The sequence below is a fragment of the Paraburkholderia sp. 2C genome (genome assembly GCF_054589215.1).
In genome coordinates this window covers 139925-161055 of sequence record NZ_BAAILL010000049.1, presented here as the reverse complement: position 1 = coordinate 161055, position 21131 = coordinate 139925, and the positions used below count along the sequence as shown (strand labels likewise).

The following is a 21131-nucleotide window of genomic DNA, read 5'->3' as shown; positions in this document are numbered from 1 at the left end:
GCGTCGACGCTATATCCGAGGGTTCGCCATGCGCGTGACATCCGCGGCGAATATCGTCGTCGGATTTTCTGGCGCGCAGGGACGATATAGCGGGTAAGCATGTGATGCATGTCCGGCAACTTTTATCTGGCGGACGCATCATATGGCTCAACCGCGGACCCGACCGCAGAATCAACAGAATCATCCGATTGGACGTGCGCGCGCGGCGTTGCGATAAAGGCTCGCTGAAAGGGGGAACCTGTATCGTCGAGGGCGCCACGTCTGGAGGCCGAATGAAAAGCAAGATCGTCTTCGTTGCTGTCGTGCTTGCGGTTGCCGCCGGGCTGTCGCGCGCATGGGAGCCCGCGATCGATCCAACAGCGCCGCCACCCGCGCATGCGGCGGACGCCGCGCAGATAGCGCGCGGTGCGCGTCTCGCGGCGCTCGGCGACTGCATCGTCTGCCACACGTCCGCGCACGGTAAGCCTTACGCGGGTGGCCGTCCGCTCCTGACGCCATTCGGCACGATCTACGCCACCAACATCACGCCGGACCCGCAAACCGGCATCGGCGACTGGCCGCTCGACGCATTCAGGCGCGCCATGCGCGACGGCGTATCGCGCGACGGGCATCTGCTGTACCCGGCTTTTCCGTATCCGCACTTCACGCATATGACCAATGCGGATATCGCCGACCTCTATGCGTTCATGATGTCGCGCGAGCCCGTGCATGCGACGACGCCGTCGAACCGGCTCACGTTCCCGCTGAATTTCCGGCCGCTGGTCGCAGGTTGGAACATGCTTTATCTGAGGCGCGGGCCCGAGCGCGCGCAAGCGGCGCCGGCTGCGGCGCCGGCTGTTTCGTCCGCGGTAATGTCCGCCGCCGCGTCTGCTGCGATGCCAACTCAAGGGGCAAGCTCAGTGCCGACTTCAGTGACAACCCCGACGCCAGCCTCAGCGGCAACCCCGGCGCCGTCCGCCATATCGGCTACCGCCACCGATGCCGGCGCGGCGGACGCCGCCGATAGCGCATACGCGGTGCAATGGCAGATGGGCCGCTATCTCGTCGACGGCGTCGCGCATTGCGCCGCGTGTCACACGCCGCTCAACAAGCTCGGCGCCGAAAAGCGCAACGCGCCATTTGCGGGCGGCACGCTCGAAGGCTGGGATGCGCCCGCGTTGACGAAGCTCTCGCAAGCGCCGACACCTTGGACGCATGCGCAGCTCGTCGCGTATCTGCGCACCGGCTTTGCGAGCGAGCACGGCGCGGCGGCCGGACCGATGCTGCCTGTCACGCAGTCGCTCGCGAAGGCGCCGCGCGAGGATGCCGAAGCGATCGCGACGTATGTGATGTCGCTGCAAACCCGCACAGGCGCAAATGGTGCGACCACGGCCACGGCCGCGCACAAGCAGCCAGTCGACCTCGAGCAACTCGCGCCGCCGGCGGTACTGGCAAACGGCGCGACGCTTTTCAACGCAGCGTGCGCATCGTGCCACAGCACCGTCGCGCCGATGACGACGCATGGCGAGCGTCCATCGCTCGCGCAGGGGACGGCGGTTAACGCCGACAGCCCGCGCAACGCGGTGCGCATGATTCTCGGCGGCATCGACTGGCACGGCAGCGACGCCGCGCATTTCATGCCGCCGTTCGCGCAGACCTTCACCGACGCGCAGATCGCCGATGTCGCGAATTACACGCGCGCGCGCTTCAGTGCGCACGGGCCGTGGCCGGACCTCGATGCGGCCGCGGTCGCGCGCATCAGAAAGGAGACCGCTGAACCATGATCACGCTGACCGTCAACAACGTGCGCCACGACGTGGACGTCGACCCGTCGACGCCGCTGCTCTACGTGCTGCGCAACCAGTTGCAACTGAACGGCGCGAAGTACGGGTGCGGGCTCGGGCAATGCGGCGCGTGCACGGTCATCGTCGGCGACGAGCCGGTGTTTTCGTGTCTGTTGCCGGTCGCCGCATGCGGCTCCCGCGCCGTGCGAACGATCGAGGGACTTGGCAGCGTCGAGCATCCGGGGCCGCTGCAGCGCGCGTTTATCGACCAGCAGGCCGCGCAATGCGGCTACTGCATCGCGGGCATGATGATGCGCGCGCAGGTGCTGCTCGAACGCACGCGCGCCCCAACCGATGAGCAGATCCGCGAACATATGCAGCCGAATCTGTGCCGCTGCGGCACGCATATGCGGATCGTTGCGGCGATCCGGCAAGCGGCATCGCATAGCGGCGGGCCGCAGCCGGCGGCGGAGAGTCAGTCATGAAAGACGACCGAGTGTGCGGCGTCGATCCGGTACAGGACATTGGGCATGACGGCGCGCCGGAAGCAGAGCAGGAAGCCGCCCGGAAAGCGGCACATCAGCCGGATATCGACACCGGCCGCCGCCGCTTCCTGAGCGCCGGCGCGCTGCTCGTCAGCTTCACGTTGCTGCCGCGGCCGCGCGACGCGCTTGCGCAAAGCACGACAACCGAAGCCGGAACGTTCACCGCGCTCGCACCGAAGCTGCCGGGCAGCCTGAAGACGACACCGGAGCTCGACGCATGGATTCGCATCGACACCGCGGGCACGGTGACCGTATGCACCGGTAAGGCCGAACTCGGCACCGGCATCAGCACCGCGTTTTTGCAGCTCGCGGCCGAGCAGCTCGATATCGAACCGCGGACCATCACGCTGGTGACGGCCGACACCGGCGAAACGCCGAACGAAGGTTACACGGCCGGCAGCCATTCGGTCGCCGATAGCGGCACGGCCATCTTCAACGCGGCGGCGCAGGTGCGCGCCCTGCTGCTGCAAACAGCCGCGGCTCAACTGCATGTCGATGCGTCGACGCTCGCCACGCAAGGCGGCCAGATCGTCGCGGCGGATGGCCGCCGTCTGTCGTACGGCGACGCGGTGCGTGGCACGAATCTGCATCAGAACGCGCAACCCGGCGTGCCGTTAAAGCCGCCCGCGCAGTTCGATGTGGTCGGCCGCACGCTGCGGCGCGTCGACATTCCAGGCAAGGTGACGGGCGGCGAGAGCTATATCCAGGACATGCGTCCGGCCGGCATGGTGCACGCGCGCGTGGTGCGCCCGCCCGCATACGGCGCGACGCTCGCGTCGGTCGACACGGCGCGCATCGAGCGCTTGCCCGGCGTACTCAAGGTGGTGCACGACGGCAACTATCTCGCGGTCGTCGCCGACGACGAATGGCAGGCGATCGTGGCGATGCGCGAGCTGATGGCGGCCGCGCAGTGGCACGCGGGTCCGCCGTTGCCCGATCCGTCGACGATCCACGAAACGCTGATGAAGCTGCCCGCGCGGGAAATCAAGGTCGCGGATCAGACCGGCCATGCGGCGAGCCCCGCGCATACGCTCGATGTGCGCTACAGCAAGCCGTATATGACGCACGGCTCGATCGGCCCGTCCTGTGCGCTCGCGCATTTCGATAACGGCTCGCTGACCGTGTGGTCGCATACGCAAGGCGTTTTTCCGCTGCGCGCGGGGTTGGCGGAAATGCTGTCGCTGCCGTTGGCGCAGGTGCGCTGCATTCACGTGGAAGGCTCGGGTTGCTACGGTCACAACGCCGCGGACGATGTTGCCGCCGATGCCGCGCTGATCGCGCGCGCCATGCCGGGCCGTACGATACGCGTGCAGCTGATGCGCGAGCAGGAGCACACATGGGAGCCGTTCGGCCCGGCGATGACCACGCATGCGAGTGCATCGCTCGACGCGAACGGCACGATTGTCGACTGGCGCTACGAGCTGTGGAGCAACACGCACAACAACCGGATCGACAATGCGGGGCGCCTGCTGCCCGCGCAACTGCTCGCCCGGCCGTTCACGCCGGCGCCGCCGCAGCCGATTCCCATGCCCGAAGGCGGCGGCGATCGCAATAGCATTCCGCTCTATCGCGTGCCGAACCTGCGTGTGCAGAGTCACTTTCTGCCGGACATGCCGATCCGCGTATCGGCGATGCGCTCGCTCGGCGCGCACATGAACATCTTCGCGATCGAGAGCCTGATGGACGAGCTCGCGCTTGTCGCGCAGGCCGATCCGGTCGAATTCCGCTTGAAGCATCTCGACGATCCACGCGCGCGCGATGTGATTCAACTCGCCGCGCAGCGCTTCGGCTGGCAGAAACGTGTGCCGGTTGCGGTGCAATCGCCGCGCGCCGCTGCGGGCGGTGAAAGCCGCGGCGTCGGGTTTGCATTCGCGAAGTACAAGAACCTGATGGCGTATTGCGCGATCGCAATGGAAATCACCGTCGACCGCGATACGGGCCGCGTCGATATCGAACGCGCCGTCGCTGCGATCGACTGCGGGCAGATCGTGAATCCGGACGGCGTACGCAATCAGGTTGAAGGCGGCATTCTGCAGACAGCGAGCTGGACGCTCTACGAAGAGACGCGCTTCGATACGCGCGGCATCACGAGCTACGACTGGAGCACCTATCCGATCATGCGGTTCTCGTCGGTGCCGAGGCGCGTCGACGTGCATCTGATCGACCGGCCCGGGCTGCCGTTTCTCGGCGTCGGCGAGGCGGCGCAGGGGCCGGCGGCGGCCGTGCTGGCCAATGCGATCGCCGATGCGACGGGCGCGCGCATACGCGACTTGCCGCTGGCGGGCGCGCGCCTGAAGGCCGCGTTGGCGTAAGCGCTGCGCGTGCCCCGATCAGACCGGGCGGACGCTCTTCAACGGCCGCGCGGATGCCGGCCGGTTCGCGACAAAGCCCGGTTCGCGCCAGTTCGGCTCGATGCCCATGAACTTGTCGAAGTAGGCGATCGCGAGCGCCGGTTCCTCGACGAGGTTCTCGCGAAACGACTGCCATACCGCCGGCTGCGCGAGTGCATCCGACGGCTCGATCGAGAAGCCGCATTCCTCGCGCAGCGTGCGCTTCAACATGCCGATACAGAAGTACGTGAGGATGTAGCCGGCAGGCCACCAGCGCGCAATATCGTCCGATGACGGCGATGCGTCGGCGCGATTGTCCGCAGCCTGTTCAAGCGCACTTTCCAACGGATCATCGCGCGAGTATTCAAGCGGATCTTCGAGCGACTGCAGCAGCGGATTTTCCACGGCCCGCACGGCCTTTTCGTGCAGCAGATCGCGCAGCAGCACACCGTACGCGAACTGGAAAAAGTCGCGCGGATTGCGTTGACGATAGTCGTCGTTGTGCGCGAGCGCATCGATCCATGCGAAGAATGCCGCGGTGAACTGCCGGCTGTCGATCTCGATGCGGATACCGTGACGCGCGCCATATTCGTCGCAGCACTGCTGCAACAACTGGCGGCATAGCGTTAATTTCTGCACATGCTCCCACGCGCGGGGCGGCTGCACGTGGCTGTTGCGCGGCGCCTGAAACATGCGCGGCTCCTTTGCGGGCAGGCTGGCCCGCGTTCAGCGTTCAGCAATCAGCAATCAGCAATCAGCAATCAGCAATCAGCACAGATGCGACACGATATGCGCGATTTCGTCGGCGAGCGCACCGACACGGTCGCGCTCTTTCAATGCCGCGCGCAGCGCCGTCTCGCGCGCGCCGATCACATCGGCGAAAAAGCGCAGCACCGCATCGGGCTCGGTGACGATGCCGTTCGGGCACGTTTCCCGGCACAGCGACGCCACCGTGAGCATCAGGAATACGTACGCGTTCGGTTCGGTGACGAGCCACCAGGGCGCGCCGACATCGGGCAGCGTATCGAAGCGCGTGCTGCGGATCGGCTGCAGATCGATCAGCGACGCGGCGAGCTGCGCGCAAGGCCGCGCAAGCGCGCCCGGCGCCGCCATGCCGCCCGCAAACGACGACTGGACCGAACGCTCGCGCGAGCTCGCCAGCGCGGCGCGCGCATGATCGAGCGCGTGGCTCACGCGGTGTTCGAAGATCAGCACGTCGGTGGCGCCGCATTGCATGATCATGCGCTTCGCGGCCGCGTAGTACGACATCGAGAATTTGCGCTGCGTCTTCGTGTCGTTGCTCGATGCGCCGAGATAAGTGGTGAGCGATGCCAACGGCACCGGCGACTTCCAGTGGTCCTGCAGCGGCGGCACCGCGTGGCCGGCGAACGATTCGGCACTTTCGAGCAGATCGTCGGCGAGATGCGCGACCGATTCGAGGGACAGCGTGGGGAGCGAGGAGAGCGGCGAGCGGGGCGACCGCTGCGACGTAAGCGGAGGGCGCCGCGGCGCAGTCTGCGCCGTTTGCGTTCCACCCGGGTTTTCGCCGCGCACCGGGCCCGGCACATTGCGGGCCGCGTAGCGCAACTGCCTCGCGCAATCCTTCAGCGCGATACCGAGCTGATTGATGTCTCGCGAAAGTTGCGGCGGCAACAGCGATTTCGTCTCCATGGCTTTCTCGAAGTCAAACTCGTGTAAAACCCTCAACGACTGAGCGGAATGACTGAGCGTCTGCGATGAAACATTTGAAGTTAAGATAGCACAACTGTTCAGTGTCGATGCCGACTTTTTAATGATAGGAGCCGAGCTTGCCGAAGGCGAATATTTCCACGCCGGACGTGGAAAGCGACGAGCAGAATCCAACGCGGCGTTTGCGTTTGCGCGCCGCGTGGATGTACTACGTCGAGGAAATGACGCAGAACGAAATCGCGCAGAAGCTTGGGGTCGGACGCGTGACGGTCGTGCGCCTGCTGGCCGCCGCGCGCGAACGCAACGAGGTGAAGATCACGATCGGCGATCGTCTTGCCGAATGCGTCGACGCCGAGCGTCAACTGGAGGCGCGCTTCAATATCGGCGAGGCGATCGTCGTACCGTTGTCCGCGCGCGGTGCCGATGCCACCGCGCCGATTGCGGCCGCGACGGGCGCGTATGTGTCTTCGCTCGTGCGTGCCGATATGCGCATCGGCGTCGGTTGGGGTCGTACGCTCGTGACGTCGCTCGGGTTTATCGAAGAACGCGCGGTCGATCGGCTTTCGATCGTATCGCTGCTCGGCGGCATCATGAAGGCGCGCAAGTTCAATCCCGCCGAATTCGCGTGGCGGCTCGCGACGCTGTTCCAGGCCGACTGTTACCTGATGACCGCGCCGCTCTTCGTCGATAGCGCGGCGACACGTCAGACGCTGATCGAGCGCTGCGGCCTCGCCGATATTTTCGAGCTCGCGAAATCGCTCGACGCGGTATTGCTCGGCGCGGCCGGCACCGGCGCTGATCAGACTTCGCATCAGTCGAAGTTCATCACGAACGCGGACCGTGCGTCGGTCGTGAAGGCGGGCGCGATCGGCGACGTGCTGTGCAATTTTTTCGACGCGAACGGCAAGCTCGTCGACCATCCGATCAACGAGCGCGTGATGTCGGTGCCGCTCGACATCATCAGGAAAGTGCCGGTGCGCGTACTCGCGGCGGGCGGCACCGGCAAGGTTCACGCGCTTGCCGGCGCGTTGAAGCTGCTCAAGCCGACGGTTCTGATTACTGACGAACACACCGCCCGCGATGTGCTGAAGCTTGCGGGCGGGGCTTAGCGCGCGTCCTTGAGCGCGCGTTTTCCTCTTCGGTCCAGATCCCTTTTTTGCGTTGCACCGTGCATGCGGCGTCACTGCCGCATGCGCTTTCGCACGCGCGTTCACCGCGTATCCAGGGGTTAGTCCCGAGCGTTGACACGCGATTTTCGTGGCGGGCGGCCTTGTCCCTTTCGTGAACATACTGCTAACATAAAATACAAAAGTGCCGAGATTGGCGTGACAGCGAGCGCCGCAGCAAGAGCATTCAGTACCCGATTCCGCAGAGTTCTGGAGACATGTTCATGCACAACATCACGCCGAGCGGCCTTGCCGCCGATCTCGAACAGCGCGCATCCACCGGTCGTCCGATCCGTATCGGGCTGATCGGCAGCGGTGAAATGGGAACGGACATCGTCACGCAGGTGCGGCAGATGCACGGCCTTGCGATTGGCGCGATTGCCGATCTGCGCGTCGATGCCGCCTGTGCGGCGGTACGCGTCGCGAACGGCGCGGATAGCGGTTATCGCGTGGTCGAGACGGCGAGTGCGCTCGCGCAGGCGATCGAAGCGGGCGACATCGCGCTCACGCAGGATGCGCAGCTCGTCTGCACGAGCGGCCTGATCGACGTCGTGATCGACGCGACCGGCAAGCCCGCGGTCGGTGCGCAGATCGGCCTCGCCGCGATGGAGCACGGCAAGCATCTGGTGATGATGAACGTCGAAGCCGACGTGACGATCGGCGCTTATCTGCGGCGCGAAGCGCGGCGGCTCGGCGTTGTCTACTCGCTTGGCGCCGGCGATGAACCGAGCTCGACCATCGAGCTGATCCAGTTCGTCAGCGCGCTCGGCTATCCGGTCGTCGCCGCGGGCAAGGGCAAGAACAACCCGCTCAATATCGATGCGACGCCCGATGCGTATCGCGAAGAAGCGCAGCGCCGCAATATGAATCCGCGCATGCTCGTCGAATTCGTCGACGGCTCGAAGACCGCGGTCGAGATGGCCGCGATCGGCAACGCGACCGGGCTCGTGCCCGACGTGCCCGGTATGCACGGTCCGTGCGCGACGCTCGACGATCTGCATAAGGTGCTGTGTCCGCAGGCGGACGGCGGCATTCTGTCGAAAAAGGGCGTGGTCGATTACACGATCGGCAAGGGCGTGGCACCGGGCGTGTTCGTCGTTGCGGAGCTTGCGCATCCGCGGCTGCGCGAGCGCATGGAAGACCTGAAGCTCGGCAAAGGCCCGTATTACACGTTCTATCGGCCGTATCACCTGACCAGCCTCGAAGTGCCGCTTACCTGCGCGCGCGCGGTGCTGTATGGGCGCGCCGATATGGAGCCGCTGCCGGTGCCTGTCGCCGAAGTGTGCGCGGTCGCGAAGAAGGATTTGCAGCCCGGCGAGCGGCTCGATGCGATCGGTGAATACATGTACCGCGCATGGGCGATGACGGTTGCCGATGCGCGCGCGCAGCGGGCGGTGCCGTGCGGCCTGATCGAGCACGGGTCGGTTACGCAGCCGGTCAGGCGCGGCGAGCTGCTGACGTACCGCAATTGCGCGGTCGACGGCGCGTCGGCGATCGTCGCGTTGCGGCGTCGCCAGGACGAAATGGTGCTCGGCGCCGCCGCGGTGGCGGCTTGACGCGCACGAGGCGCGAAGCAGGAAGCACGACGCTCGCGGTTCGCAGCGCGCGGCACGCGAAGGAGACGCTCATGCAGCAAGTAGCCGAAAACGAAGCGGAAAAACACGCCGGGCGGCCGGCCGAATCATCCGCCGGCTTTCCGCCTTCAGTCCCCGACTGCTATCGCCGCCACGATCCCGCGACGTTGCGCGGCGCGCTGCGCAAGATGATTCTCGTGCGCCGCTTCGAGGAAAGCGCCGAGCAGGCCTATATGCGCGGCCTCATCCACGGCACGATGCATCTGTCGATCGGGCAGGAAGCGAGCGCGATTGCCGCCACGCTGCCGCTCACCGACGCCGACTACATCACATCGACGCATCGCGGCCACGGCCACTGCATCGGCAAGGGCGCGGACCCGAAGCGGATGTTCGCGGAGTTCTTCGGCAAGGAGACCGGCTATTGCCGCGGCCGCGGTGGTTCGATGCATATCGCCGATGTGCAGCGCGGCAATCTTGGCGCGAACGGCATCGTCGGCGGCGGGCTGCCGATTGCCGTCGGCGCGGCGTTGTCGATCCGCAGGCAGCGTCGCAATTCGGTCGTCATGTGCTTCTTCGGCGATGGCGCGAACAATGAAGGCGCCTTTCACGAATCGCTGAATTTTGCGTCGATCTGGAAACTGCCGGTGATCTTCGTCTGCGAGAACAACCGCTACGGCATGTCGATGCCGGTCGAGCGCTCGACGGCGGTGCCGCATATCGCGCAGCGCGCGGCCGCATACGGCATGCCGGGCATCACCGTCGACGGCAATGGGTTCGCCGACGTGCTCGACGCGAGTGAAGCAGCGGTCGCGCGGGCGCGCGGCGGCGCGGGGCCGAGCCTCATCGAATGCGAGACGTACCGGCTGCGCGGCCATTCGAAGAGCGACCGCAACCGCTATCGCACCCGCGACGAAATCGATGCATGGAGTGCGCGCGACCCGGTGACGCGCTTCGAGCAGGAGCTCATGCGCTACGGACTGCTCGATGCGGCGCAAGCCGATGCGATTCGCGCCGACGTCGAAGCGCAGATCGAAGCAGGCCTCGCGTTCGCACAGGCGAGCCCCGCGCCGTCGCGTGCCGAACTCACGCGCTACGTCTACACGTCAACCGAATCCGCGCCGCCGGGCACGGCCGGAGCCCCGCGATGAATGCGACCATGAACGCAAACCCGGATGCGAACCCGGATGCGAACGTGCGCGAGCTGACCTACGCGCAGGCCATTCAGGAAGGCATCGCGATCGCGCTGGCGCGCGACGAGCGCGTGTTCGTGATGGGCGAGGACATCGGCGTGTACGGCGGCGCGTTCCAGGTGACCGGCGACCTCTACCAGCGCTTCGGCGCCGAGCGCGTGATGGACACGCCGATTTCCGAACTCGGCGGCGCCGGGATTGCGGTCGGCGCCGCATTGACGGGCTCGCGGCCGATCTACGAATTCCAGTTCTCCGACTTCGCGACGCTCGCGATGGAGCAGATCGTCAATCAGGCGGCGAAGCTGCGCTTCATGCTCGGCGGCGAGATATCGGTGCCGCTCGTGATGCGCTTCCCGGCCGGCTCCGGCACGGGTGCCGCCGCGCAACACAGCCAGAGCCTCGAAGCGTGGTTCGCGCATGTGCCGGGCCTCAAGGTGATTCAGCCGAGCACGCCGCACGACGCGAAAGGGCTGTTGCTCGCCGCGCTCGACGACCCGGACCCGGTGATGATCTTCGAGCACAAGCTGCTCTACAAAAGCAAAGGACCGGTGCCAGAGGGCTACTACACCGAGCCGATCGGTAAGGCGGCGCTGCGCCGCGCGGGGCGCGACGTGACGATCGTCGCGACGTCGGTCATGGCGATCCGGTCGCTCGAGGCGGCCGGGCGGCTCGAACAGGAGGGCATCGACGCGGAGGTGATCGACTTGCGCAGCGTGCGGCCGATCGATCGCGATGCGGTTATCGACAGCGTGAAGAAGACCTCGCGCCTGATCTGCGTCTACGAGGGTGTGCAGCAGCTCGGCATCGGCGCGGAGATCGCGTCGATCGTTTGCGAAAGCGATGCGTTCGATTATCTCGACGCGCCGGTCATCCGCCTGGGCGGCGCCGATTGTCCGTTGCCGTACAACCCCGAGCTCGAAAAAGCCGCGGTGCCGCAGGTCGACGATATTATCGCGGCCGCGCGCCGCAGTGTCGGCCGGAGACACTGAGATGCCGACCGAAGTGATCCTGCCGCGCGTCGATATGGACATGACCGAAGGCATGATCGCCGCGTGGCACGTGCTCGAAGGCGAAACCGTGCGAGCAGGTACGGTGATCTTCGAGATCGAGACGAGCAAGGCGACGATGGAAGTCGATGCCCCGGCAAGCGGCACGATTCGCCATATCAGCACGGCGGTTGGCGAGACGGTGCCGGTCGGCACGCCGGTCGCGTGGATTTATGCGGACGGCGAGGCGGTGGCGGATCTGGCGGGAGCGCAGGCCCAGGCGATTGCGCTTGCTCGAGGAGCGGATGGTGCGGTGCACGACGAGCATGCATCGAGCGCCGACGTAGCGTTGCCGTCCGCTCCCGCAATGCCTGTCGCGACTGCCATGCAAGCCGCCGGTGGCCGCTTGCGCGCGACGCCGGCCGCACGCCGTCTCGCGCGGGAACGCGGCGTGGATCTGCACGACATCGCGGGCTCGGGGCCGCAAGGCCGCATCGGCGCACGCGATGTGCCACGTAGAGTGATCGACAAGCAGGTCGATAAGCTGATCGATAAGCTTATCGATACGCAGGTCGACAAGACCATTGAACACGAATTTGCCGCACGACTGCGCGCAGGCCGTCCCCTGGCCGCGCCTTTGCATCGCGTCTGGCTGCGCGAGGGCACGGGCGACCCGCTCGTGCTGCTGCATGGTTTTGCCGCCGAGCTCAATAGCTGGCGCCCGTTCTGCCATGCGTTCGATCGTGTCGCCCCGGCGGGGCGCGGCGTGCTCGCGCTCGATCTGCCCGCACACGGCAAGTCGGCCGCGCAGCCTGCCGGTACGCTCGACGAGATCGTCGCCGCGGTCGACGAAACGCTGGCCGCCGAACGCATCACGCATTGCCATCTGGCCGGCCATTCGTTCGGCGGCGCGATATCGCTCGCGACCGCGGCCTATGGCCCGCTCGCGCAGACCAGGATCCGCTCGCTGACGCTGATCGCGCCCGCAGGCCTCGGCCCCGACAGCAACACCGCATTTTTGCGCGGCATTACGCAGGCGTCGCGGCGCGCGAGCTTCGCGGCATGGCTCAAGGAACTGTTCGCGGACCCCTCGCAAATGGACGAGATGTTTGTCGCGACTGCCGAACAACAACTGGGCGAGGCGGACGTCCGCGCGCGCCTTGCCGCGCTTGCCGACACGTTCTTTCCCGACGGTGCGCAAAGCCTCGATCTGCGCAGCGTGCTCGCCGCGCTGACGATACCGGTGCGCGTGATCTGGGGCCTGCAGGATCGCATCCTGCCGGCGCGGCACGCCGACGGTTTGCCGGGCCGCGTTGCAGTGCATCGATTCGCGCGTGTCGGGCATCTGCCGCACCTCGAGGCACGCGAGGACGTTGCCGCGCTCGTGGCGCAGAACATCGCGAGTGCGGGTTGAGCCGCGAGTCGAAAAGCAGCGGATAAAGAAACGCGTGCACTCGATGCGCGATTAGGGTGACAATGCAACCGATCGATAAAAGACCGACGAACTGAACGGAAACAAAAAACGCTCGTCGTAAAGCGGCTGGAAAGACCGACTCGGGATTGACTCGCGTTTTCCCCAATTCTGTTGAGTTTGAACAATTGTATTATTAGGAGAGCATGATGTTCATGCGTCGCGTCTGCGTGCAAGTCGCGCGGCGCGCGATTCATCGCAGCCTTCCGGTCATGGGCCGGTCGCGCGGAACACATGCATGGAGAGCCGGGAGACGACAATGGACTATGTGCGTGGCGCGCTGCTCGCTTTAGCCGTGTTCTGGGCGTTGCAGGTGGTGGCATCGTGGTTTCAGATGCGCCGCTACGGCGACGCATTGCGTCGCACGGCGGGGCGCTGGACCAGCGGCTTTCTCGGCGTCGGCGCCTGCAAGGTCCGGTTCGGGCGTGGCGCGATTGCGATCGTCGTGCTCGACAGCGCGCTTACGGTGCGCGAATTTCTCAGCATGTCCGGTATGACCGTCTTTAGCCGGTTCCGTCAGCACGACGGATTTTCCGGCCTCGCCATCGATGAATTCCGTATGCGGCTCGCGGGCTCGGGTTTGCGCCGCAGTGTCGTGATCGCTGCGTCGGATGCGCTCGAGCGCGCGCAGCGCACCGCATCGCCAGCCTAAGATTTCGCTCGTCCACAGCCGTACCGTCCGGTTCCGTTCGCAGCCAAACACGACGGAGCTTTTCGCGCATCAGCTGGACCCACTGGGAGAGTCGCCGTGATCGTTCTCGACTGGCTTACGCACTTCGCCGAAGCGTTTATCGGCGTGTTCAACGCGGGCGGCAAGGTGTTTATCGGTTTCGTGACCGGCATCCTGCCGACGCTGATCGTGCTGCTGACCGCGGTCTACACGCTGATCGCGCTGATCGGCGAGCATCGCGTGCAGGGCCTCGCGCGCTTCTTCTCGAAGAACGTCATCACGCGCTATACGCTGCTGCCGCTGCTCGCGATGTTCTTTCTGACGAACCCGATGGCCTATACGTTCGGCGTGTTTCTCGAAGAGAAGCACAAGCCGGCGTTCTACGATTCGGCCGTTTCGTTGTGCCATCCGATTACCGGACTCTTTCCGCATTGCAACCCCGGCGAGCTGTTCGTCTGGCTCGGCGTGGCCGCGGGATTGACCAAGCTCGCCGAAACGCATCCGCTGCCGTTTTCGATTCCCAGGCTCGCGCTGTTCTATCTGATCGTGGGCCTCGTCGTGAACCTGTTCAAGGGCATGCTCACCGAGCTGATCACGCGGCTTATCGCGCACCGCGAAAATATCAGGCTGTGATCGCCCACCGATCATCGGGACACGGAAGGGGACAACGCAATGGACACGAGAGCTTATCGGACCGTCAAGGTCGTGCATGGGCCGAACGGCTGGGGCGGCCCGATCTTCATTCAGCCGACGCCGGAGCGCAACAAGATCGTTGCCGTGACGGGCGGCAAGATTCCTGAACTCGCGACGCGTCTTGCCGAACTGACCGGCGCGACGGTCGTCGACGGGTTCCGCAGCCCGCCGCTCGAATCGGAAATGGCCGCGGTGGTGATCGACTGCGGCGGCACCGCGCGCTGCGGCGTCTATCCGCGCAAACGCATTCCGACCATCAATCTGACACCGGTTGGCCAGTCGGGGCCGCTCGCGCAGTTCATCACCGAAGACATCTACGTATCGGGCGTGCTGCCCGAGAACCTGTCGGTCGTCGAAGGCGAAGCAGGCGAACACGAGCCCGCGGGTGAGGCGGGCGGTCCCGCCCGCCCCGGCGACGCGCTCGTGATGCCGGCGGCCGGTGGCGCCGGCGCGGCGGTCGTGCCGATGCCGCGCGCGGGCGGCGCGTCGGGCATGTCCGCTCAACCCGGCGGCGGCCAGGAAAGCCGCGGCATCGTCGGTCTCATCACGTCGATCGGCCGCGTGATGGGCGGTGTCGTCAACGTGCTGTTCAACAGCGGCCGCAAGGCGATCGACACGGTGATCCGCAACGTGCTGCCGTTCATGGCTTTCGTGACGATGCTGATCGGCATCATCAACGCGACCGGCATCGGCAATGGCCTCGCGCATCTGCTCGAGCCGCTCGCGGGCAATATCATCGGCCTCGTCGTGCTGTCGGCGATTTGCGGCTTGCCGTTTCTGTCGCCGGTGCTGGGCCCGGGCGCGGTGATCGCGCAGGTGATCGGCGCAGCGATTATCGGTCCCGCGATCGGCAACGGCACGATTCCGCCGCAAATGGCGCTGCCCGCGCTGTTCGCCTACGACACGCAGGTCGGCTGCGATTTCGTGCCGGTCGGCATGGCGCTCGGCGAAGCGAAGCCGGAGACGATCCGCGTCGGCGTGCCCGCGGTGCTGATCAGCCGGCAGATCATGGGACCGATCTCGGTGCTGATCGCGTGGGCGGCAAGTTTCGCGCTGTGAGCGGCGCAGGATTCGACGCGGGATTCGCGATCGGGCGACGACCTTCTCTGGAACGGCATATGCACTACTACAAAACGGTGATCTCGGAAGTCGGCCCCGAAGTGCCGGCGCTGCTCGAAGGCGGCGTGCTGATTCTGTACGCGGATGGCGCGCCCCCCGAGCTCGCCGAAGTGTCGGTGCTGCATCGGGTCGAAGCGGCGCAGCCGCAGGCCCCGCACGCGGGCTCGACATTGCGCATCGGCGGCATCAGCGCGTTTGTCACGGCGGTCGGTCCGAGCGCATGGAACAAGGTCAGCGAACTCGGTCACGTCGTGATCAATTTCAATGGCGCGAACGAAGCGCAGCGGCCGGGCGAAATCTGCGCGCAGCCGGTCGACGCGGGCGAACTGCTCGCGTGCATGAAGAGCGGCACGGTGATCGAGATCGCGGATCGCTAAACCGTACGCGGGCGTCGCGATTGCGGGCCTCGCGGACGGGCGGCCGGATCACGCGCTGAGCGCGCTTGCGTCAATCGTCCGTGCCGTGAGGTCACGGCATGTCAGACGGGAAGGTGAAGTCGATGCTCGAAACGGCGGTGGTGGTGAAGGTAACCGAAGGGCTGCACGCGCGGCCCGCGACGCAGTTCGCGAAGCTCGCGAAAGAGTTCTCGTGCTCGCTGCAGGTGCTGCACGGCACGACGAGCGCCGATGCGAAGAGCGCGGTGAAGCTGATGCTGCTCGGCATCCGCGAACACGACCAGATCGTGCTGCGCGCGGACGGCGCCGACGAAAGCGATGCGGTCGAGCGGATGGCGCGGTTCCTGTCTTCGCCGGAAGCGGGCGTGCAGCCGGCGAGGGCCGCCCCATCGGGCAATGCCGCAGACGACGCAGCGTGCGGGGACGAGACGGTCGCGCGGGTTGCTTCATTGCGAACGAGCGCGGGAAATAGCAATGACAATGGCAATGGCGCCGACGCGAGCGTTCAACCGGCAACGGCAACGCCCGCGGATGAAACACCGCCGCTTATCGGTATCCCCGCCAGCGAAGGCCTCGCATTCGGCGACGCCTACGTATACCTTCCCGAGCCATTACAAGCCACGCGTCAGTCTATCGAGCCGCACGAGACACAAGCCGAAGCCGCGCGCTTTAACCGCGCGTTCGACGACGCACTGGCCGCGCTCTCCACGCAGTTCGACACGCAGCTCGACACGCTGGGCGATCACGACGGGATTGCCGAAGCGCTGGCGAGCGTCGCGCAAAGCGACGAATTCGCGGGCGAGATCCGCATGCGCATCGCGGCGGGCCGCGACGCGGCGGCAGCGACGCTCGAAGTCGGTGCAACGCTCGCCGCATCGTTCGAGGCGATCGACGACGAGTATCTGCGCAGCCGCGCCGACGATATCCACGGCATTACGCGCCAGCTCGTGCTGCGCCTGACGGGCCGGCAGGACGCGAGCCTCGCCGGGCTGACGAAGCCCTGCGTCGTGCTCGCGTCGGAGCTGACGGCGCCCGATCTTGCACGGGCAAACGTCGCGAACATCGCGGCGCTGGTTTGCACGCGCGGCAGCGCGACGTCGCATCTTGCGATCATCGCGCGTTCGCACGGCATTCCCGCGGTATTCGGCCTGTCCGTTCCCGACGAGCGCCTGCGCGGCGTCGAGCACATCGCCGTCGACGGCACGCTCGGTCATGTCTGGTTCGAGCCGCCACGCGCCTTGCAGGACCAGATTGCGGCGCGCCTCGGCGAAGCGCACGCGTACCGCGCCGCGCTCGACGTCTTTCGCGATGTCGAACCGCTTACGCGCGCGGGCCGGCCGGTTCGCATTGCGGCGAACCTCGGTTCGGCCGACGAGATCGATGCGGCCAAAGCGGTCGGCGCGATGGGGGTGGGCCTCTTTCGCACCGAGCTGCTGTTCATGAACCGCCGCGCGCTGCCCGGCGAGCACGAGCAATACGCCGTGTACCGGCGCGTTGCGGAGGCGTTCGCGCCGCATCCGGTCGTGATCCGCACGCTCGATATCGGCGGCGACAAACCGGTGCCCGGCATCGCGTTTCCGCCCGAGGACAACCCGTTTCTCGGCTGGCGCGGCGTGCGCATGTGCCTCGACCGTCCCGACGTGTTCAAGCCGCAGTTGCGCGCGCTGCTGCGCGCCGCGAGCGCCGGCAATGTGCAGGCGATGCTGCCGATGATCGCCGACATCGACGAGATCCGCCGCGTCAAGGCGCTGATGGCCGAATGCGCAGGCGAACTTGCCAGCGAAGGCGTTCCGTTCGGCGAACCGAAGCTCGGCATCATGATCGAAACGCCGGCGGCCGCATTGACCGCCGATATGCTTGCGCCGGAAGTCGACTTCTTTTCGATCGGCACCAACGACCTCACGCAGTATGTGATGGCCGCGGACCGCGCGAATCCGCATCTCGCGTCGCTCTACCGATGCGATCACCCGGCTGTGCTGCGCGCGATCGCGATGGTCTGCGACGCGGCGCAACGGGCCGGCATCGAGGTCGCGGTGTGCGGCGAGGCGGCCGCGCAGCCGCCGATGATTCCGGTGCTGGTCGGTCTCGGCGTTGCCGAACTGAGCATGAGCCCGGCCTGTGTGCTGCGTGCGAAGAAAATTGTCAGCGAATTGTGAGGCCGCGCGAAAGCGAACCCGCGCTAAACCCGTGGCGACGTTCTCATCGTCACAAACGAAGGCGCGCCGAGCGCCGCCTTCACCCCGAGCGCTTCCGCTTTCAGCACGAAATCGGCGAGCGAGCGCGCTTCCATCTTCTTCATGGCCTGACTGCGGTAGATCTTCACCGTGATTTCGCTCAACTTCATCTCGGCCGCGATCTGCTTGTTCAGGAGACCGCTCGCGACGAGCGCCATCACCTCGCGCTCGCGCTGCGTGAGCGACTCGTAGCAGCGCCGCAGGCCCGCAAACGAACGGTCCGCCTGGCGCCGCTCCTGATCGGCGGCGAGCGCCTCGGAGACGGCGTCGAGCATGTCCTGATCGCGAAACGGCTTCGCGAGAAAATCGTGGGCGCCGGCTTTCATCGCTTTCACCGACATCGCGATGTCGCCGTGCGCGGTCATGAATACGATCGGCATGCGGATCTGGTGCGCGGCGATCTGTTCCTGGACCGCGAGTCCGCTTTGGCCCTTGAGTCGCACATCGAGAATGAGGCACGCGGGCACATCCGGCCGCTCGGCGGCGAGGAAATCCTGCGCGCACGAGAATGTCTTCACCTTGAGGCCAATCGAGCGCAGTAACGTGCTCACGGCATCGCGCATCGATTCGTCATCGTCGACGACGTAGACGATCGCGTTGTCCGCGACGTTGACGGTTTCGTTGGCGCTTTCACTGCTCATTGCTGTCTCCCATCGTATACGGGCAAGGTAAATTGCAGCACGGCGCCGCCTTCGGGCGGCGACTCAGCCCAGATGCGGCCGCCGTGCGCTTCGACGATAGAACGGCAGATCGACAGTCCGATGCCCAGGCCCTCGGACTTGGTCGTGAAAAATGCTTCGAAGAGCTGCTCGGCGTGTTCGGCGCTGATGCCGGTGCCGGAGTCCTTGACGATCACGTGCGCATGTTGCGAATCGGCCATGCGCGTGGTGACCCACATCCGTTTTGCGCGGCCGGTGACCGATGCCATCGCCTGCGCGCCGTTCATGATGAGGTTGATCAATACTTGTTGCAACTGTATCCGGTCGCCGTTGATCTGCGGCGAGGGCGTGACGGTCTCGATTTCGAGCTCGACGCGATGACCGTGCAACTCGTGCAGCACGAGCTCAATTGACTCGTCGACGAGTGCATTGAGGTCAAGCACGGCATGCGTGGGACCGCGCTTTTGCGCCATCGAGCGGATCCGCCAGACGATGTCGCTCGCGCGCTTTGCGCTGCGAATCGCCTTGTCGATCGCCTCGCGCGCTTCGGCCAGATCGGGCTCGGGCCGGTCGAGCCAACGCAGCGCCGCATGCCCGCAGGTGACGATCGCCGCGATCGGCTGGCTGACCTCGTGCGCGATCGACGCCGTCAGCTCGCCGAGCATCGTGACGCGCGTCACGTGCGCGAGCTCGGTCATCGAGCGCGTGAGCGCCGCTTCGGTCTGTTTGGCTTCGGTCACATCCATCAAGGCTCCGACATACTCGAAACGCCCCGACTGGCGGGCGCTCAAGTGAGCGACAAAATGCACGTGTTTGACGGACCTGTCCGGCATGACGAGCCGGTGCTCGATATCGATGAACGGTGCTTCGGCGAGCACCTGCCGGTAGCTCTGGCGCACGAGCGCGACGTCTTCGGGATGCGTGCGCGCGAGGATCAGATCCATGCCTGGAACGACGTTCGCAGCATAGCCGAAAATGCGATATGCCTCTTGCGACCAGAGCATTTCACCATCCGGAAGTTTCATGGCGATGCTGCCCGTATGCGAAAGGCGCTGGCCTTCGGCGAGAAAGGCTTCGCTGCGCTCGAGGGCTTCTTCCGCGCATTTGCGTTCCTCGATATCGGTATTAATGCCATACCAGCGCACGATTTGGCCGGCCGTATCGAGGAGCGGTTCTGCGCAGATGTGCATCCATCGATAAAGCCCGTCCTTGCGGCGCAGCCGTGCGGTGCCTTCGAACGGCGAGCCGGTCGCGACGGCGGTGCGCCAGTCATTTTCGAGTCCCGGCAAGTCATTCGGATGAACGAGCCGGCGCCACAGGCTCTGGCCGTTTTGTGTTGTATTGGTGCGCACGATGTCGAATGCATCCCAGCGCCGATTGACGGGTTCGATCTCGCCGTCGTGCGTCGATGCCCAGATCATCCCCGGAATCGCTTCGAGCATTGCGCTCATTTCGTCCTGTTTACGCTGCAGTTCCGCCTGGAGATGTTTGCGGCACGTGATGTCGTTGTCGGTGGCGAGCACGGCGCGCGGTTTGCCGCGTTCGTCGCGCAGCAGCGCGAGCCGGCTCGCGATGATCACGACGCGGCCGTCGTTGCGCGTGCGTTCGAGTTCGCCGTCCCAGCGGCCTTCGCGCAGCAACGTGGCGTGCACCTCGCCCGCATCGGGAAAGCGCGTTTGCGTGAGTTCGTGAATCGGCTGTGACAGCGCGCGATGCGCGGGCCATCCGTATAGTTTCTCCGCGCCCTGATTCCAGAACGCAATGCGGTCTTGCATGTCGTAGACGACGATCGCATCGTGCGTGAGGTTCAGCAGGTGAATCTGCTCGATCAGACGCGCGGTGCTGGTCTGATGACGCACGGCGACGAGCGACGTGACCGCGATCGCAATCAGGCTCATCGCGCCGCGGCCGCCGGCATCGCCCGCGATGCAGTCCGTATGCGAGATCGCGAGCGCGATCAGCGTCAGCGCGGAACAGCTCCATGCGGCGACGATGGTGGCGCGCCGCGAGCCGCTCATGGCGACGAGCAGGACCACGACGACATAGAGAACGGCAACCGCGATATGAAGCGGCGTCAGCGTGTCGGCGAAAAATACAGCGGACGCAAGCGCCGCGGCGAGTATCCGGAGCGCGCGAGCGTCGGGGCGGCGCACCTGTTCAAATGTGCGTCTGTGGAATTTCACGGCAACTGGGAGAGCGCGTCGCGACAGTGCGGGAAGCACAGCCGCGGTGAGACAGGGGATCAATCTGTTCGGAGCGGACACGCCGCCGCAAAGATCGGCATCGCTTTCCGCCAAAAGCGCGATATATAGCATGGCCGCGAACCTGCCGAGAAGCAGGGCAGCACCCGGTGTATCGCGGCGGCGTGGACCAGGCCGGCAGTCGCCGGTCCGTCGCACCAGCCGGCATGGCGCGCTCGCATGCCGCATGGCCGTGTAAGCACATCGCGATCGAAACGGACGCGCGCGTGCCGCGCGGCCGCCGATGAGCGCCGGCATCGGCCGCCACTCAGCCGATGCGCGACGCAAGCCGCGGCATGAAGCGAACCGATAGCGGTACGATCGCCCGCGCCCGATGCGGCAAGCGGCGATGCCATTCGCCGCGCATCGCGCGATGCGAGCGGTGGCGATCCGATGCGCAACCCGAT

At 65.8% G+C, this 21131-nt stretch carries 17 protein-coding genes; 13 read left to right on the top strand and 4 right to left on the bottom strand.

The genetic code is table 11. The features are described 5' to 3' along the window. The first annotated feature begins 272 nt into the window (after positions 1–272). The 3 genes from ACYPXD_RS25045 to ACYPXD_RS25035 are packed head-to-tail and all read left to right on the top strand — an operon-like array spanning position 273 to position 4620. Complete coding sequence (locus ACYPXD_RS25045; protein ID WP_459717377.1) at positions 273–1763, top strand: cytochrome c; 1491 nt, start codon at positions 273–275, stop codon at positions 1761–1763. Continuing rightward, positions 1760–2248: a (2Fe-2S)-binding protein gene (locus tag ACYPXD_RS25040; protein ID WP_459717375.1), complete on the top strand. Its 489-nt coding sequence runs from the start codon at positions 1760–1762 to the stop codon at positions 2246–2248. The genes ACYPXD_RS25045 and ACYPXD_RS25040 overlap by 4 nt, the downstream gene beginning before the upstream one ends. Then, positions 2245–4620 carry a xanthine dehydrogenase family protein molybdopterin-binding subunit gene (locus ACYPXD_RS25035; RefSeq protein WP_459717372.1) on the top strand — a complete coding sequence of 792 codons (2376 nt, stop codon included), beginning with the start codon at positions 2245–2247 and terminating at the stop codon, positions 4618–4620. Before ACYPXD_RS25040 ends, ACYPXD_RS25035 begins: the two co-directional genes overlap by 4 nt. Before the next feature lie 18 nt (positions 4621–4638). On the opposite strand, the gene ACYPXD_RS25030 is transcribed toward ACYPXD_RS25035, so the two are convergent. Together ACYPXD_RS25030 and ACYPXD_RS25025 are read right to left on the bottom strand one after the other, a co-directional pair. After that, positions 4639–5331, bottom strand: a complete 693-nt coding sequence (locus ACYPXD_RS25030; protein WP_459717369.1) for a hypothetical protein — start codon at positions 5329–5331, stop codon at positions 4639–4641. 75 nt (positions 5332–5406) lie between these two features. Beyond that, positions 5407–6309: a hypothetical protein gene (locus ACYPXD_RS25025; RefSeq protein WP_459717367.1), complete on the bottom strand. Its 903-nt coding sequence runs from the start codon at positions 6307–6309 to the stop codon at positions 5407–5409. A 137-nt stretch (positions 6310–6446) separates the two neighbouring features. On the opposite strand from ACYPXD_RS25025, the gene ACYPXD_RS25020 reads away from it, so the two are divergent. From ACYPXD_RS25020 to ptsP, 10 genes are all read left to right on the top strand, one after another. Next, on the top strand, positions 6447–7436 hold the full coding sequence (locus tag ACYPXD_RS25020; RefSeq protein WP_459717365.1) for a sugar-binding transcriptional regulator: 990 nt from the start codon (positions 6447–6449) through the stop codon (positions 7434–7436). A gap of 281 nt (positions 7437–7717) precedes the next feature. Continuing rightward, positions 7718–9049 (top strand): NAD(P)H-dependent oxidoreductase, encoded by a 1332-nt coding sequence (locus ACYPXD_RS25015; RefSeq protein ID WP_459717363.1) that lies wholly within the window; start codon positions 7718–7720, stop codon positions 9047–9049. A gap of 71 nt (positions 9050–9120) precedes the next feature. Continuing rightward, positions 9121–10215 (top strand): thiamine pyrophosphate-dependent dehydrogenase E1 component subunit alpha, encoded by a 1095-nt coding sequence (locus ACYPXD_RS25010; protein WP_459717360.1) that lies wholly within the window; start codon positions 9121–9123, stop codon positions 10213–10215. Beyond that, the gene (locus ACYPXD_RS25005) at positions 10212–11246 is read left to right on the top strand and encodes an alpha-ketoacid dehydrogenase subunit beta (protein ID WP_459717358.1); all 1035 of its coding nucleotides are present in this window, start codon (positions 10212–10214) and stop codon (positions 11244–11246) included. Before ACYPXD_RS25010 ends, ACYPXD_RS25005 begins: the two co-directional genes overlap by 4 nt. Position 11247: 1 nt before the next feature. Further along, the gene (locus tag ACYPXD_RS25000) at positions 11248–12657 is read left to right on the top strand and encodes an acetoin dehydrogenase dihydrolipoyllysine-residue acetyltransferase subunit (RefSeq protein WP_459717356.1); all 1410 of its coding nucleotides are present in this window, start codon (positions 11248–11250) and stop codon (positions 12655–12657) included. A gap of 316 nt (positions 12658–12973) precedes the next feature. After that, positions 12974–13366, top strand: coding sequence for a transcriptional regulator GutM (locus tag ACYPXD_RS24995; protein ID WP_459717354.1), 393 nt, complete (start codon positions 12974–12976; stop codon positions 13364–13366). 96 nt (positions 13367–13462) lie between these two features. Next, positions 13463–14017 carry a PTS glucitol/sorbitol transporter subunit IIC gene (srlA, locus tag ACYPXD_RS24990; protein WP_459717351.1) on the top strand — a complete coding sequence of 185 codons (555 nt, stop codon included), beginning with the start codon at positions 13463–13465 and terminating at the stop codon, positions 14015–14017. A gap of 39 nt (positions 14018–14056) precedes the next feature. Next, positions 14057–15136, top strand: coding sequence for a PTS glucitol/sorbitol transporter subunit IIB (locus tag ACYPXD_RS24985; protein WP_459717349.1), 1080 nt, complete (start codon positions 14057–14059; stop codon positions 15134–15136). Positions 15137–15195: 59 nt separating this feature from the next. Next, a complete protein-coding gene (locus tag ACYPXD_RS24980; protein ID WP_459717347.1) occupies positions 15196–15573 on the top strand; it encodes a PTS glucitol/sorbitol transporter subunit IIA in 378 nt (125 codons plus the stop codon). 98 nt (positions 15574–15671) lie between these two features. Beyond that, complete coding sequence (ptsP, locus tag ACYPXD_RS24975) at positions 15672–17747, top strand: phosphoenolpyruvate--protein phosphotransferase (RefSeq protein ID WP_459717344.1); 2076 nt, start codon at positions 15672–15674, stop codon at positions 17745–17747. 23 nt (positions 17748–17770) lie between these two features. On the opposite strand, the gene ACYPXD_RS24970 is transcribed toward ptsP, so the two are convergent. Together ACYPXD_RS24970 and ACYPXD_RS24965 are read right to left on the bottom strand one after the other, a co-directional pair. After that, the gene (locus ACYPXD_RS24970) at positions 17771–18466 is read right to left on the bottom strand and encodes a response regulator transcription factor (protein WP_459717342.1); all 696 of its coding nucleotides are present in this window, start codon (positions 18464–18466) and stop codon (positions 17771–17773) included. Beyond that, positions 18463–20667: a PAS domain-containing sensor histidine kinase gene (locus ACYPXD_RS24965; RefSeq protein WP_459717340.1), complete on the bottom strand. Its 2205-nt coding sequence runs from the start codon at positions 20665–20667 to the stop codon at positions 18463–18465. The genes ACYPXD_RS24970 and ACYPXD_RS24965 overlap by 4 nt, the downstream gene beginning before the upstream one ends. Between the last annotated feature and the right edge of the window lie 464 nt (positions 20668–21131).